The sequence below is a fragment of the Peteryoungia algae genome (assembly GCF_030369675.1).
GTDB lineage: Bacteria > Pseudomonadota > Alphaproteobacteria > Rhizobiales > Rhizobiaceae > Allorhizobium > Allorhizobium algae.
In genome coordinates, this window is sequence record NZ_CP128477.1 from 2204084 (window position 1) to 2217685 (window position 13602).

At 61.9% G+C, this 13602-nt stretch carries 12 protein-coding genes; 10 read left to right on the forward strand and 2 right to left on the reverse strand.

The genetic code is table 11. From position 1 onward, the window contains the following. The first annotated feature begins 7 nt into the window (after nucleotides 1-7). Genes QTL56_RS10685 through QTL56_RS10695 form a run of 3 tightly spaced genes read left to right on the forward strand, consistent with a single transcriptional unit; the run spans nucleotide 8 to nucleotide 4439 of the window. On the forward strand, nucleotides 8-208 hold the full coding sequence (locus tag QTL56_RS10685; protein WP_245135755.1) for a YgaP family membrane protein: 201 nt from the start codon (nucleotides 8-10) through the stop codon (nucleotides 206-208). A gap of 11 nt (nucleotides 209-219) precedes the next feature. Beyond that, nucleotides 220-1197: an efflux RND transporter periplasmic adaptor subunit gene (locus QTL56_RS10690; RefSeq protein WP_245135753.1), complete on the forward strand. Its 978-nt coding sequence runs from the start codon at nucleotides 220-222 to the stop codon at nucleotides 1195-1197. A gap of 53 nt (nucleotides 1198-1250) precedes the next feature. Beyond that, nucleotides 1251-4439: an efflux RND transporter permease subunit gene (locus QTL56_RS10695; protein WP_245136617.1), complete on the forward strand. Its 3189-nt coding sequence runs from the start codon at nucleotides 1251-1253 to the stop codon at nucleotides 4437-4439. 262 nt (nucleotides 4440-4701) lie between these two features. Here QTL56_RS10695 and QTL56_RS10700 read toward each other — a convergent pair whose 3' ends face one another. Beyond that, nucleotides 4702-5775: a Gfo/Idh/MocA family protein gene (locus QTL56_RS10700; RefSeq protein ID WP_245136616.1), complete on the reverse strand. Its 1074-nt coding sequence runs from the start codon at nucleotides 5773-5775 to the stop codon at nucleotides 4702-4704. Between the two features lie 73 nt (nucleotides 5776-5848). Further along, the gene (locus QTL56_RS10705) at nucleotides 5849-6568 is read right to left on the reverse strand and encodes a GntR family transcriptional regulator (protein WP_245135751.1); all 720 of its coding nucleotides are present in this window, start codon (nucleotides 6566-6568) and stop codon (nucleotides 5849-5851) included. A gap of 93 nt (nucleotides 6569-6661) precedes the next feature. On the opposite strand from QTL56_RS10705, the gene QTL56_RS10710 reads away from it, so the two are divergent. The 7 genes from QTL56_RS10710 (at nucleotide 6662) to QTL56_RS10740 (ending at nucleotide 13521) form a co-directional block, all read left to right on the forward strand. Next, on the forward strand, nucleotides 6662-7819 hold the full coding sequence (locus tag QTL56_RS10710; RefSeq protein ID WP_245135750.1) for an LLM class flavin-dependent oxidoreductase: 1158 nt from the start codon (nucleotides 6662-6664) through the stop codon (nucleotides 7817-7819). Then, the gene (locus QTL56_RS10715; RefSeq protein ID WP_245135747.1) at nucleotides 7819-8712 is read left to right on the forward strand and encodes an aldo/keto reductase; all 894 of its coding nucleotides are present in this window, start codon (nucleotides 7819-7821) and stop codon (nucleotides 8710-8712) included. Before QTL56_RS10710 ends, QTL56_RS10715 begins: the two co-directional genes overlap by 1 nt. Beyond that, entirely contained in the window at nucleotides 8712-9230 is a 519-nt protein-coding gene (gene smoA / locus QTL56_RS10720) for an NADH-dependent FMN reductase SmoA (RefSeq protein ID WP_229574800.1), read from the forward strand. Before QTL56_RS10715 ends, smoA begins: the two co-directional genes overlap by 1 nt. A 191-nt stretch (nucleotides 9231-9421) precedes the next feature. Beyond that, on the forward strand, nucleotides 9422-10012 hold the full coding sequence (locus QTL56_RS10725) for a TRAP transporter small permease (RefSeq protein ID WP_229574801.1): 591 nt from the start codon (nucleotides 9422-9424) through the stop codon (nucleotides 10010-10012). Then, entirely contained in the window at nucleotides 10012-11301 is a 1290-nt protein-coding gene (locus QTL56_RS10730) for a TRAP transporter large permease (protein WP_229574964.1), read from the forward strand. Before QTL56_RS10725 ends, QTL56_RS10730 begins: the two co-directional genes overlap by 1 nt. 24 nt (nucleotides 11302-11325) lie before the next feature. Then, nucleotides 11326-12381 (forward strand): TRAP transporter substrate-binding protein, encoded by a 1056-nt coding sequence (locus QTL56_RS10735; RefSeq protein WP_229574802.1) that lies wholly within the window; start codon nucleotides 11326-11328, stop codon nucleotides 12379-12381. Between the two features lie 93 nt (nucleotides 12382-12474). Then, a complete protein-coding gene (locus QTL56_RS10740; RefSeq protein WP_245135745.1) occupies nucleotides 12475-13521 on the forward strand; it encodes a YeiH family protein in 1047 nt (348 codons plus the stop codon). Nucleotides 13522-13602: the final 81 nt, after the last annotated feature.

Here is a 13602-nt window from a genome sequence, read left to right on the forward strand (position 1 = left end):
GAAAAATATGTCGATCGATCGCGCCGTCCTCGCCTTTGCCGGCCTCATGGTCCTCCTCTCGCTGCTGCTCACGCACTTCGTCCATCCAGGATTCGTCTGGTTTACCGTCTTCATTGGCGTGAACATGCTACAGTCCGCCTTCACCGGCTTCTGCCCGGCAGCCATGATCTTCCGCAAGCTGGGTCTTCGACCCGGCACCGCATTCTGAGGACATTTGTCATGCAGCCCACCGCCTTCATCACCCTGATCGCTGCCCTCACGGCAACCGGAATGAGCGTCTCCCATGCAGCCGACACCGAGCTGACGCCGGTCAGCATACCGGAGATGAAGGCGGTCTATGGCCAAATCCAGCCGCGCAACAGAGTATTGGCACGCGCAAGACTCGGCGGCACGGTAGCACGCCTCACCGTGACCGAGGGCGACCTCGTCAAGGCCGGCGATGTGATTGCCGAGGTCAAGGACGACAAAATCGACTTCCAGATCAAGGCTGTGGATGCCCAGCTTCAGGGCCTGACCGCTTCGGTGAATGATGCACAGGTTGAACTCGACCGTGCAGACAGGCTGGTCCGCAGCGGCGCGGCCAGCACCCAGCGGCTCGATCAGCTTCGCACCCAGCTGGACGTGATCACCAATCAGGTTCGCCAGGCCGAAGCCCAGCGATCCCTTCTTGTCCAGCAATCCTCCGAAGGCGCCGTTCTTGCGCCGTCGGACGGCCGCGTCATCTCAGTGCCTGTCACCCGCGATGCCGTGGTCATGGCCGGTGAAACGGTCGCCACGATTGCTGGTGGTGGCTTCTTCCTGAGACTCGCAGTCCCCGAACGGCACGCCCATGAACTTTCTCAAGGCGCCCAGATCCGCATCGAGGCCGCAGGGGAAAAGCTCGAAGGCGAACTCGTGAAGATCTATCCGCAGATCGAAGGCGGTCGGGTCACGGCGGATGTGGAGGTCGACGGCCTCGACACCGATTTCGTCGCAGCGAGAGTGCTCGTTGAACTGCCCGTCGGCAATCGCCAGGCGCTGTTGGTGCCTCCGACATCCGTTTCCAGCCGAGCCGGCATCGACTTCGTCGCCGTCCGCGAGGGCGACAAGGTGGTGGATCGCACCGTGGTCGCCGGCAATGCCGTGGAGATCGACGGGGAGGAAAAGATCGAGATCCTGTCCGGCCTCGCGGCCGGTGATGTCGTGGTGACGAAATGACTGATCATATCGATAGCGCGCCTGGTGGCGCGGACCCGGAAAACGATACCCCCATGGGCAATCTGGGCATTGCCGGCAATCTCACACGCGCCTTCATCAAGTCACCGCTCACACCGCTTTTCCTGATCGCCGCCTTCGCCTTTGGCCTGATCGCGCTGCTGACCCTGCCGCGCGAAGAGGAACCGCAGATCTCCGTGCCCATGGTCGACATCATCGTCGAGGCTCCGGGATTGCGCGCCGATGACGCCCAGAAGCTGATCTCAGAACCACTGGAAACGATCGTCAAGAGCATCAACGGCGTCGAGCACATCTACTCCCAGTCCATGGACAACATGGTCATGGTGACCGCCCGTTTCCTTGTCGGCACCTCGTCCGACACGGCGGTGCTGCGTGTCCACGACAAGGTCCGCGCCAATATCGACCGTATTCCCGTCGGCATTGCCGAACCAAGGGTTGTCGGGCGCGGCATCGATGACGTCGCGATCGTCACGCTCACCTTCTCCCCGACCAAGGTCGCCAGTGGCCATATCGGCGCCAACGACCTGACCCGCATCGTGCGCGAAGTTCGCAACGAGATCGCCAAGGTCCCGGACGTCGGCCTGACCTATGTGGTGGGCGAGACCAACGAGATCATCCGCATTTCTCCCCAGCCGGAAAAGCTCGCCCTCTATGGGATCACCCTGCAGCAGCTCGCCGGCAAGGTTGGCGGCGCAAACACGGCCATGCCGGCCTCGCAGGTGCGGGAACAAGGCCGCCAGATCGACGTCATCGCCGGTGAGACCTTGTCCACCCCGGCCGAGATCGGCAATCTGCTGCTGACGTCCCGCGATGGTCGCCCGGTTTATGTCCGCGACGTGGCCATGATCGACTTTGCCACCGACACCAGCGAAGCCCTGGTGTCCACGCTGAGCAAGGATGGCGAGAGCGTCGAGCGCGTGCCCTCGGTCACGCTCGCCATCGCCAAGCGCGCCGGCTCGAATGCCGTGATCGTCGCGGAAACCATCCTCGAGCGGATCGAAGCCCTGGAAGGCAAGCTCATTCCTGAGGACATCCATGTCGAGGTGACCCGCGACTATGGCGAAACCGCCAACGAAAAGGCGAACGAGCTTCTCTACCACCTCGGCCTCGCAACCGTCTCGATCATCGCCCTCGTCTGGCTGGCGATCGGCCGTCGCGAAGCTCTGGTCGTTGCCATCGTCATTCCCGTGACGATCCTGCTCACCCTTTTCGCCTCACGCCTGATGGGCTACACGCTGAACCGCGTCTCGCTCTTTGCCCTCATCTTCTCGATCGGCATTCTCGTCGATGACGCAATCGTCGTCATCGAGAACATCGCCCGTCACTGGGGCATGGGTGACAAGCGCTCGCGCCGCCGCAGCGCCATTGAGGCCGTCGCCGAGGTCGGCAATCCGACGATCGTTGCAACCCTCACAGTCGTCGCCGCCCTCCTGCCGATGCTCTTCGTCTCCGGCATGATGGGTCCCTATATGAGCCCGATCCCGGCCAATGCCTCGGCGGCGATGATCTTCTCCTTCTTCGTTGCGGTCATGGTGACGCCCTGGCTGATGCTGAAGGTCGCAGGCAACGCGCCCGTCCACGCTCATGAGGCTCACGAGACGGGCGGGAAACTCGGACGGCTCTATGCGGCGACCGCCCGCCCCATCCTCGCCACCAAGACCCGAAGCTGGATCTTCCTGGTACTGGTCGGGCTGCTCACGCTCGGTTCGCTGAGCCTGTTTTACACCAAGCATGTCACGGTGAAGCTCCTGCCCTTCGACAACAAGTCGGAACTGCAGGTGACGATCGACCTGCCGGAGGGCTCGTCCGTCGAGGCGACCGATGCCATTGCGCAGGCCGTCGGCCGCACCGTCCTCGACATGCCGGAGGTGGTGTCCGTGCAGACCCATGCCGGCACTGCCGCACCCTTCAACTTCAACGGCCTCGTGCGCCACGCCTATATGCGTGCGGCCTCCTATCAGGGTGACGTCGCGATCAATCTGACGCCGAAATCGGACCGTGATCGTTCGAGCCACGATATTGCCCTCGACATCCGTCAGAAAATTGCATCGATCCCGACACCCGAAGGCACAAGCCTCAAGGTCGTCGAGCCCCCACCGGGTCCGCCGGTCATGGCCACCCTTCTTGCGGAGATCTACGGCCCCACGGCGGAGATCCGCCGCCGTGTCGCGGCCAAAGTCGAGGCGGCCTTCCGCTCGGTCCCCTTTATCGTCGACGTCGACAATTCCTACGGTGTCGAGGCCCCGCGCAAGCGTCTGGTCATCTCGACCGACGATGCGGAATTCTACCGCGTCGAAGAGGGCGACGTCTTCGATACGATCTCGATCCTGTCGAACGGCAAGACCATTGGTTATTCCCATCGCGGCAAAGGCCGCCCGCCGATCCCGATCCGGCTTGAGCGGGCGAAAGGCGAAAAGGTCATCGACGAGCGTTTCCTCTCGACCCCGATGCCGGCCAATGTCTTGCCGGGCGACAAGGGCGTTGTCGAACTCGGCGACGTCGTGCGTGTCCTCGATGAGAAGACCTCACTGCCGATCTTCCGCCACAATGGCATCAGCGCCGAGATGGTGACGGCCGAGCTGGCCGGCGACTTCGAAGCGCCGCTTTACGGCATGCTCGCGGTTCAGGACGCGATCGATGCGCAGGATTGGACGGGCCTCCCCAAACCGGTCATCTCCCTGAGCGGTCAACCGACCAACGAGGACGAGGCAACCCTGCTTTGGGATGGCGAATGGGAAGTCACCTGGGTGACCTTCCGCGACATGGGCGCTGCCTTCATGATCGCGCTGCTCGGCATCTACATTCTCGTGGTCGCCCAGTTCGGCTCCTTCAAGGTGCCGCTGGTCATCCTGACGCCCGTGCCGCTGACCTTCATCGGCATCCTCGGCGGCCACTGGCTCTTCGGCGCGCCGTTTTCGGCGACATCGATGATCGGCTTTATCGCGCTCGCCGGCATCATTGTCCGCAATTCGATCCTGCTTGTCGATTTCATCCGCCATGCCGACCACACGGGAAGGGGCCTGACAGACGTTCTGGTCGAGGCGGGTTCGATCCGCTTCAAGCCGATCCTCCTGACAGCACTTGCCGCCATTATCGGTGCCGCCGTCATCCTGACCGACCCGATCTTCCAGGGGCTTGCGATCTCGCTGCTCTTCGGCCTGATCTCCTCGACACTGCTGACGGTGCTGGTCATCCCCGCGATCTACCGGGTGCTGCGGACCTGAAGCAGGAATGGTTCCTGATGCCAACGGCCGCGCCTCGAGCGCGGCCGTCTTCGTTCAGATCCGGGGCTCCCCATCGCCTCCATGAAAGGAAGGTGGGGGCGAAGTTTCAAACTTGGGCCGAGGCAGGACCCATGGCCGACCGCGACTGAAACCTGGTCGCAATACGGCTCCCGAAAGCAAGACAGGACGTGAGATGTCGTTGTCGGCGATGGCGCGTCCCCGGAGAAAGCCCCCCGGGGATCGCGCCATCGCCGATGCCCATTCAGCGTGGCGCGAACGAAAGCGGGAAGGTCACAGCCTGGCCGGTCTGCGCCGATTGTTGGGCCGCAAGCCCCATGGCCACCGCCCACCAGCCATCGTCGAGAGCAACGTCCACCACCCCTTCACCCCGCACAGCCTTCTGGAAACGCTGGTGCTGATAGAAGGTGGAGCCGTTGTGATCACCGGCCTCCAGCAGTTCCGGATCGACCGGAATTTCCACCACATGGGGTCCCTTGGGATCGCGTGGCGACACGATGACCTGGGCGATCGGCGGCTCGCCGAGATGTTCCGGCCAGAAGCGACCGGGACCGGGAACCAGGCATTCGATCTTCCCTTCCGGTCCCACGGCCGAGATTTCCTCCTGATAACGAGCGCCTTCCGCGAACATGCAGAGCTCGAGCATGGCCCGGGCCCCTGACGCAAAATCGACGATGACATAGGCATTGTCCCAGATGTCAGAGGACTTGCCCTCGTAGACTTCGTCGAGATGGTTCACCGCCTGACCGCCGGACGCCATGACACGCACCGGATCCGATTTCAGGATGTGCCGCATGAGGTCGAAGAAATGGCAGCATTTCTCCACAAGCGTCCCGCCGGTGTTGCGGTTGAACCGGTTCCAGTCACCGACCTTTTCGAGAAAGGGAAATCGATGCTCGCGAATGGTCAGCATCCGGATGCCGCCAGTCGCCTCTTCCGCCTGCGCGATCATTCGCGCGACGGGTGGCATGTAGCGATATTCCATGGCGACCCAGATGGGGGCCGGATAGGCGGCACGCAAGGCGGCGAGACGCGGCGCATCGGCCGGATCGGTGAAAAGCGGCTTTTCGACCAGCACCGGCAGCGGGCGGATCGCGGCAATCTTTTCCAGCTGGTCAAGATGGAGGAAGTTGGGGCTCGCGATCAACAGGCAGTTCACCGCCTCGACGGCGAGCAATTCCTCGATCGAGTCGACCATTTTGGCCATAGGAACCGCCTCTGCCGACAGTGCACGCATGCCGGCATCCGGCTCAAAGATCGCCACCACCGTTGCATCCTGCAAAAGGGCGATGTTGCGCAAATGCTCCTGCCCCATCATGCCGCAACCGATGATTCCGTAATTCAGTCCTGCCACTCTTTCCTCCTGGGTTGGTCTGCCTTGTGCCGTGCCGTCATTTCAGCCGCGACACGTAGCGGGCGATGTTGTGGTCGAGCCAGGTCCGCGAAACTTCGGCGCGAAACCCTTCCTGATCCTGGCTGATGCGTTGAATGTGGGTGACCGCTGCTCCGGGCGCCTGGCCGAAGATCGACGGCGCCCAGTCGGGCACGAGATCGAGGCCGATCTGGTCCTCTGCCCGCGCGATCCACAGCGACAGTTTGGTCCTGTAGAAGAGATAGAGCGATTCCGACACCGCCTCGCGCTCGATCGCATCGATATAAGATCCGTCCAGCCAGATCTCCTCGAGCGCAGCGGGCTTGCCTGAAAGGCGGCGCAGACGGCGGATGCGATGCGCCTCGCCGGAACGCCCAAAGGCAGGCAAATCAGCCGGTTTTTCAAGGCGATCAATGGTCAGGATCTCTGCCGTCGGCAATCCACCTCCGCCCAGCAGTTCAAGCCGGAACAGCGCATAGACCGACTGCGGGTCCGAGATCGCCCGGACATAATTGCCGGACCCCTGGACTCGCTCGAGAAGCCCCCGATTTTGCAGCTCAGCCAGAGCCTTGCGCAACGTTCCCACGGCAATTCCGAGTTCCTCGGCCATGTCCCGTTCCGGCGGCAGTTTCTCCCCGTCGATCAGCCGCCCCGCCGCGATATCGCGAACGAGAAGTTCGGTGATCTGCACATAGATCGGAAGGCTGCCGGGCGGCTGGGTCGCGTGGTTCTGTGGCATTTCTGTATCGCCGAGAAAAAATTGATACACTATTGATCTACATCAAATCCGGTGTTAGGCAAGAGGAAAGTTGGAGCCTTGGAGGAGACCTCAATGACCATCGTACCCGTTACATCGGCAGACCTGGATGGCGCGGAAGTGTCGTGGTTCGCCGCGCTCTGCTCTGACGATTATCAATTTCTCGGCGTGCCGGACGGAGCCCTGCGCTCGAGCTTCGAACACTGCTCGGACATTGTGCAGAAGGCCGAACAGCTCGGCTTCCGCAACATCCTTTGTCCTTCCTCCTATCAGGTGGGTCAGGACACGCTCAGCTTCGTTGCCGGTTGCGCACCGATCACCTCCAGCATCAACATGCTGGCCGCCATCCGCTGCGGTGAGATGCAGCCGATCATGCTGGCGCGTACGGTCGCGACCCTCGACCACATGCTGAAGGGTCGTCTGACCCTCAACGTGATCAGCTCGGATTTTCCCGGCGAAGTGGCAGACAGCGCCTTCCGCTACAAGCGCAGCCATGAGGTCGTGGAGATCCTGCGCCAGGCCTGGACGCGCGAGACGATCGACCATGAAGGCGAAGTCTACCAGTTCAAGGGTGTATCGACAGAACCCGCCCGTCCCTATCAGCAGAATGGCGGCCCCCTTCTCTACTTCGGCGGCTACTCGCCCGACGCGCTCGAACTCTGCGGTGCGCAATGCGACGTCTATCTGATGTGGCCCGAGAAGAAGGACCAGCTTGCAGAGCGGATGAAGGCCGTCCATGCCAGAGCCGAGGCCCATGGCCGCACACTGGATTATGGTCTGCGTATTCACATGATCGTCCGCGACACCGAAAAGGAAGCGCGGGAATACGCCGAATACATCGTCTCGAAGCTCGATGACGAATACGGCAAGCTGATCCGCGACCGTGCGCATGACTCGATCTCGCTCGGTGTCGCGCATCAGGCCCGTGCTCGCGAACTCGCCGACCAGTTCGGCTATATCGAACCGCACATGTGGACCGGTATCGGCCGTGCCCGTTCCGGCTGTGGTGCAGCGCTTGTCGGCTCCACGGACCAGATCCTGTCCGAACTCGAAGCCTACCGGAAAATGGGCATCCGCGCCTTTATCCTGTCGGGATACCCGCATATCGACGAGGCCGTCCACTTTGGCACCAAGGTGCTGCCGGAACTCAAGACCGTCTCGCTCCCCCATGCTTATGGCCGCGTTCCCTCGGAAACGCCGCCCACACCTCTCGGAAATGGAGTTCGCCGCTAATGCAGCGCGTCAATCTCACCCCAGACCTAACTTTCAGTCGCCTTGTCTACGGCATGTGGCGCATCGGTGACGATGCCGACACGTCGGCGAAACATGTCCAGGCCAAGATCGAGGCCTGCCTCGCCCAGGGCATCACCACGATGGACCAGGCTGACATCTATGGCGGCTATACGGCGGAGGCCGTGCTCGGCAACGCCTTGAAGGCCGCGCCTGGACTGCGCGACAAGCTCGAAATCGTGACCAAATGCGATATCGTGGCACCTGCCGGCCGCCATCAGGCAGCACGCGTTAAGCACTACGACACGTCGGCTGCCCATATCACCGCGTCCGTCGAAGCCTCGCTTTCTGACATGGGCACGGATCACGTCGACCTGCTCCTGATCCATCGTCCCGATCCGCTGATCGACCCCGACGAGACAGGTCCGGCGCTCGATGCGCTGGTCGCCTCCGGCAAGGTGCTCGCGGTCGGCGTTTCCAACTTCCGCCCTTGGGACATCTCGCTCCTGCAGTCTTCGATGGAGAACAATCTCGTCACCAACCAGATCGAGATGAGCCTGCTGGCAACAGACACCTTCGTGAACGGTGATCTCGCCTATCTGCAGGAGCGCATGGTCCCGCCCATGGCCTGGTCTCCGCTTGGCGGCGGGCGCCTCATGGACGGATCAAAGCCGGAACTCTTGGCCGCCTTGAAGCGGATCGGCGTCGAACACGGCGTCGATGAAACGGCGGTCGCCGTCGCCTGGCTGCTGCGCCATCCTGCGACCATCCTGCCGGTCATGGGCACCAATTCGCTCGAACGCATCGCCAGGATCGCAGACGCGACCAAGGTGGATATGGATCGCCAGACTTGGTTCGAACTTTACACACTCGCGATCGGACGGGAGGTTGCCTGATGATGGCTGCCAATGACATTCATGCACTGGAAGCCGTCTTCGTTCCAGGAGGCGACAATCATCGCGCCTTTCGCAACGCGCTCGGCAGCTTCACCACGGGCGTGACCGTGGTGACCGCCATGACCGACGACGGTCCAATTGGCATGACCGTCAACAGCTTCGCCTCCGTCTCGCTAGATCCACCGCTGGTGCTGTGGTCGCCGGCCAAGAGCTCGTCGAGATATCGCGCCTTCACCGGCGCCGGGCATTTCGCGATCCATGTTCTGGGCGCAGATCAGGATCATCTGAGCGCCGCGTTCACACGCGGGGGCAGCGGTTTCGATGGCATCGAGGTTTGCCTCAACGACGAGGAGGTACCAGTCCTGCCGGGCACGCTCGCGCGTTTCGAATGCATCCAGCAGGCACAGCACGACGCAGGGGATCATACGCTCGTCATAGGCAGGGTGTTGAGAGTTGCGCATCGGCAGGGAGAACCGCTGTGTTTCTCGGGTGGACGGTTCGGACGCTTCGCCGTCTGAGTTAAAATGGGAGGACGTCGTCGGCGCATGCCGTGCATGCTGCGGCGAGACGATCGAGGAACACAGGAACAAGTGAACGCGGGAGATTTTGCTCCCGCGGAATCTGGAACCGGAACGACCGTGCTTGCGCGGGCTGGAGTTGTCTTCGATCGTTTTGCCGATTTGACCGATGACAAGAAATGGGTGGAGTCATGACGGCACTTTCGAATCTGACCAATCTGCTCGGACGGCTGAATGCCGCCGTCCTGACCCTTGGTCTCTGGCTGGGAGCCGGAGCTCTCGGCATTATGCTCGTCTTTATATTGGTGCAGGTTTTCTTTCGCTACATTCTCGGCGACGCCCTGGCATGGAGCGAAGAAGCATCACGTTTCCTCATGCTCTGGATGACCGGATTGATGGTCCCGACGGCCTTCCGTCAGGGCGGCTTCGTCGCGATCACGATGATCCTCGACATCTTTCCGCGCGTGATCGGCACCATCATCGCCTTGCTCTTTCTCGGCCTCTCGGCCGTGCTGCTCTTTGTCGGTATGCGTATCGGCTGGGCCGAAGCGACAGGCTTGGGCGGGCGTTTCGCCATGCCCGCGATTGCCGTGCCCACGTCGCTTGATCTGAGCACGTGGATGAAGGTGCCTCGTAGCTGGATGATGGCGTCGCTCGCGGCAGGCGTAACCATGATGTTCGTGGTCAACATCGAACTGATCCTGCGTGGCCTGCTGGAATTGTTTGGACGTGGTGAGAGGCTGCAGCCCATCACCACCTTCGGCGGCCTGGGAGCTGAATGATGCTCAGCCTTTTCCTTCCGCTCTTCATGGTTCTTCTGCTGCTCGGTTTCCCGATCGTCTTCGGCCTGATCGCAGCACCCGCCATCCTGCTCTGGCTGAATGGCCAGGAGCGCGACATCGTGCTGCTTTACCGAAACGTCTATAACGGGATGGATAGCTTCCCGCTGATGGCGATCCCCTTCTTCATGCTGGCCGGAGAGTTGATGAACCGGGCCGGCATTACCATGCGCCTGGTCGAATTCGCCCAGGCCGTCATAGGGCATCTGCGCGGCGGGCTTGCCCACGTCAACATCCTGTCGTCAATGCTGTTCGCCGGTCTCTCCGGCTCGGCCGTTGCGGATGTTTCGGCGCTGGGCTCCATGCTGATCCCCGCCATGGAAAAACAGGGCTACAGCCGTCGGTTTGCAACGGCCGTCACGGCAGCATCGTCCATCATCGGTCCGATCATCCCGCCATCCGGCATTATGATCATCTATGCCTATGTCATGGGTGAGAGCGTCGCGGCCCTGTTTCTCGCCGGCATCGTGCCCGGTGTCCTCATCGGCATCAGCCTGATGGTGATCGTTTATCTTCTGGCGGATCGCGAAAACCTCCCGGCCGCGACGAAGCGTGCCTCCTGGTCGGAGCGCGGGCGCGCAAGCCTCAACGCATTCTGGCCGCTGATGACCCCCGTCATCATCATGGGCGGCATTCTCGGCGGCATCTTCACCCCGACGGAAGCGTCTGCGGTTGCCGTCGGTTATGCCATCTTCATTGGCCTGTTCGTGCTGCGCACCCTCAATGTCGCCGACATGCCGAAAATCCTCATGCGCGCTGCAATGACGTCGGCCGTCGTCCTGTTGCTCGTGGGAGCGGCAATGGCGTTCAAGACTGTCGCCAGCCTGTCGCACACGCCGGAACTGCTCGCTTCGATTATCCTGAGCCTGAGCGACAACCCGCTCGTCCTGCTTCTGCTGATAAACCTGCTGCTGTTTGTCGTCGGCATGTTCCTCGATGCAGGCCCCGCGATCATCATCCTCGGACCGATCCTCGGCCCGATCTTCACCCAAATGGGTGTGGACTCCGTTCACTTCGCCATCATCATGGCGGTGAACCTGACAGTCGGCCTCCTGACCCCACCCATGGGTCTGGTGCTCTTCGTGTCCTCGTCTGTTTCGGGGCTTCGCGTCGAGACGATTGCAAAAGCCACCTTGCCATTCCTGGCGGCGGAAATCGTGGTGATCTTCCTGATCACCTACTTCCCCGCCTTGACCCTGACGGTCCCGCGCCTTGCGGGCTTCGTTGACTAACTTGAGAAAACGGGAGGAACCAGAATGCTCAAGTCCATGTTTAAGACCCTGCTGCTCGCCAGCGCATTGACAATCACGGGAGTGGCGCAGGCAGCAGACATCACGCTGCGCGCTACCGCCAATTCCAACGAGAACGACGAGGACTATGACGGTCTCGTCGTGTTCAAGAACTATATCGAGAACGCCTCGAATGGCACGATGGCCGTCGAGCTCTTCATGGGAACGCAGCTGTGCGCCACCGGCGAGGAATGCCTGCAAGGCGTCGCCGACGGCTCGCTCGACGTCTACATCTCGACCTCGGGCGGGGCTGCCGGCCTCTTCCCCTATATCCAGGTGCTCGACCTGCCCTACCTGATGAGCGATGACCGGATTGCAGAGGAAGTGCTGACCGGTGACTTCACCCGCAAGCTGCGCGAGAAGGCACTGGCCGACAGCGACAACAAGATCCGCCTGATGACGATCGGTAACACCGGCGGCTGGCGCAACTACGCCAACACGAAACAGCCGGTAAAGTCGCCGGAAGACCTCAAGGGTCTGAAGATGCGCACGGTCCCGGCAGACCTGCCGCAGCAGGTTGCGACCGCCGTGGGTGCAGCACCCACCCCGATCCCGTGGCCGGAGCTTTTCACCTCGCTGCAGACGGGTGTAGTTGAAGGAACTGCCAACGGCATCACGGACATCATGTCGATGAAGTTCCCGGATGCGGGCCTGAAATACCTGACGCTCGACGGCCACAGCTACATGGGTGCCTTCTGGTGGATGTCCAACGACCGTTTCCAGGGCCTGACGCCCGAGCAGAAGCAGATCGTCGTTGACGGCTTCGCCGCGCTTCAGCAGGCGACGTTTGCATCACCGAAGCGCAAGGAAATCGCCGCCTATCAGGACTTCCTCAAGGCCGGCGGCGAGATCTACGTGCCGACACCTGCCGAGAAGGAAGCCTTCAAGACCTCCGTCTCGCCTGTCTTCGACTGGTTCAAGACAAACGTCACCGGCGGAGCTGAAGTGTTCGACCAGTTCACGGCAGCGGTCGCCGATGCTCAGGCGAAGGTCGACGCCGACCGCGCGGCTGATCTCAACTGACAACCAGGGATGCGCGGTATACCCGCGCATCCCACCCGCCCCCGGCATCTGGTGATGCCGACAATCCCCCGGGCGAAATTCCAGAGGTGATCCATGCCAGAACCGTCAACCGTCTCGCCCGATCCGGAGCGGGAGCGCCAGTCTCCGACCAGGAGCGCGCGCTGGCAGATGCTGTTCCCCGGACTTTCGGTGACCGTTCTCATCGCATTGGCATCGGCCTTCCTGTCGGAACACTATGGCGCACCGGCCATGCTGCTTGCGATCCTCATCGGGCTTGCCCTGCATTTCCTGGCCGAAGACCCGAAGACCACAGCCGGTCTCGACTTCGCTTCGCGTACCGTTCTTCGCCTTGGCATCGCCCTGCTCGGCCTGAGGGTGAGCGTTGCAATGTTCGCCGAACTGGGTGCCGCAGTGATCGTGATGATCGTCAGCGCCGTCCTTCTCACCATTGCATTCGGCATCCTCGCCTCACGCCTCTCTGGACAAGGCACGCCCTTCGGCGTCCTGACCGGTGGCGCGGTCGCAATTTGTGGCGCTTCTGCCGCCCTCGCGATTTCGGCGGCCCTCGGCAACCGCAGCAAGGAAGCCGACCAGCAGATGGTCTTCACGGTCATCGGCGTCACGATGCTGTCGACGCTCGCGATGATCTTCTACCCGATCCTCGCAAGTCTGGCGGGACTGGATGATCACCAGACCGGCATATTCCTCGGCGCGACAATCCACGATGTCGCACAGGTTGCCGGCGCCGGCTTCTCCGTATCCGTGCCAGCAGGTGAGACTGCCGTATTCGTCAAGCTCATCCGCGTCACCATGCTTGCACCTGTGGTTCTGGTGGCAGCACTCGCCTTCCGAAGCACTGTCTCCGGCGATCTCAAGCGCCCGCCGATGTTGCCGGGCTTCGTGGTGGCCTTTCTGCTGCTTGCCGCTGTGAACTCGATGATCGCCATTCCGCCAATCGTCGCGGATTGGGCAGGCACACTTTCCCGTTGGGCCCTTCTCGTCGCCATTGCTGCCGTTGGCGTGAAAACCTCCCTGCCCGAAGTCTTCAAGATCGGTGGTCGAGCCATTGGCCTTCTCGTCGCAGATACCGTGTTCCTGGCCGCACTCGTGCTGGCAGTTCTGCTTTTCGTAGGGGTTTGATCGGGCACGTTGCCCATTGGGTACAGTGTCAAAATCCGCTAGAGCATGAGCTGACGCCGGCATTACTGGCGAAGCATGTGG

Bases quoted from the DNA above. Each gene is read 5' to 3' on its own strand.
- QTL56_RS10690 (WP_245135753.1), top strand. From the start codon at position 220: ATGCAGCCCACCGCCTTCATCACCCTGATCGCTGCCCTCACGGCAACC.
- QTL56_RS10695 (WP_245136617.1), top strand. From the start codon at position 1,251: ATGGGCAATCTGGGCATTGCCGGCAATCTCACACGCGCCTTCATCAAG.
- QTL56_RS10740 (WP_245135745.1), top strand. From the start codon at position 12,475: ATGCCAGAACCGTCAACCGTCTCGCCCGATCCGGAGCGGGAGCGCCAG.
- QTL56_RS10715 (WP_245135747.1), top strand. From the start codon at position 7,819: ATGCAGCGCGTCAATCTCACCCCAGACCTAACTTTCAGTCGCCTTGTC.
- QTL56_RS10710 (WP_245135750.1), top strand. From the start codon at position 6,662: ATGACCATCGTACCCGTTACATCGGCAGACCTGGATGGCGCGGAAGTG.
- QTL56_RS10725 (WP_229574801.1), top strand. From the start codon at position 9,422: ATGACGGCACTTTCGAATCTGACCAATCTGCTCGGACGGCTGAATGCC.
- QTL56_RS10700 (WP_245136616.1), bottom strand. From the start codon at position 5,775: ATGATGGGGCAGGAGCATTTGCGCAACATCGCCCTTTTGCAGGATGCA.
- QTL56_RS10705 (WP_245135751.1), bottom strand. From the start codon at position 6,568: ATGCCACAGAACCACGCGACCCAGCCGCCCGGCAGCCTTCCGATCTAT.
- QTL56_RS10730 (WP_229574964.1), top strand. From the start codon at position 10,012: ATGCTCAGCCTTTTCCTTCCGCTCTTCATGGTTCTTCTGCTGCTCGGT.
- QTL56_RS10735 (WP_229574802.1), top strand. From the start codon at position 11,326: ATGCTCAAGTCCATGTTTAAGACCCTGCTGCTCGCCAGCGCATTGACA.
- QTL56_RS10685 (WP_245135755.1), top strand. From the start codon at position 8: ATGTCGATCGATCGCGCCGTCCTCGCCTTTGCCGGCCTCATGGTCCTC.
- smoA (WP_229574800.1), top strand. From the start codon at position 8,712: ATGATGGCTGCCAATGACATTCATGCACTGGAAGCCGTCTTCGTTCCA.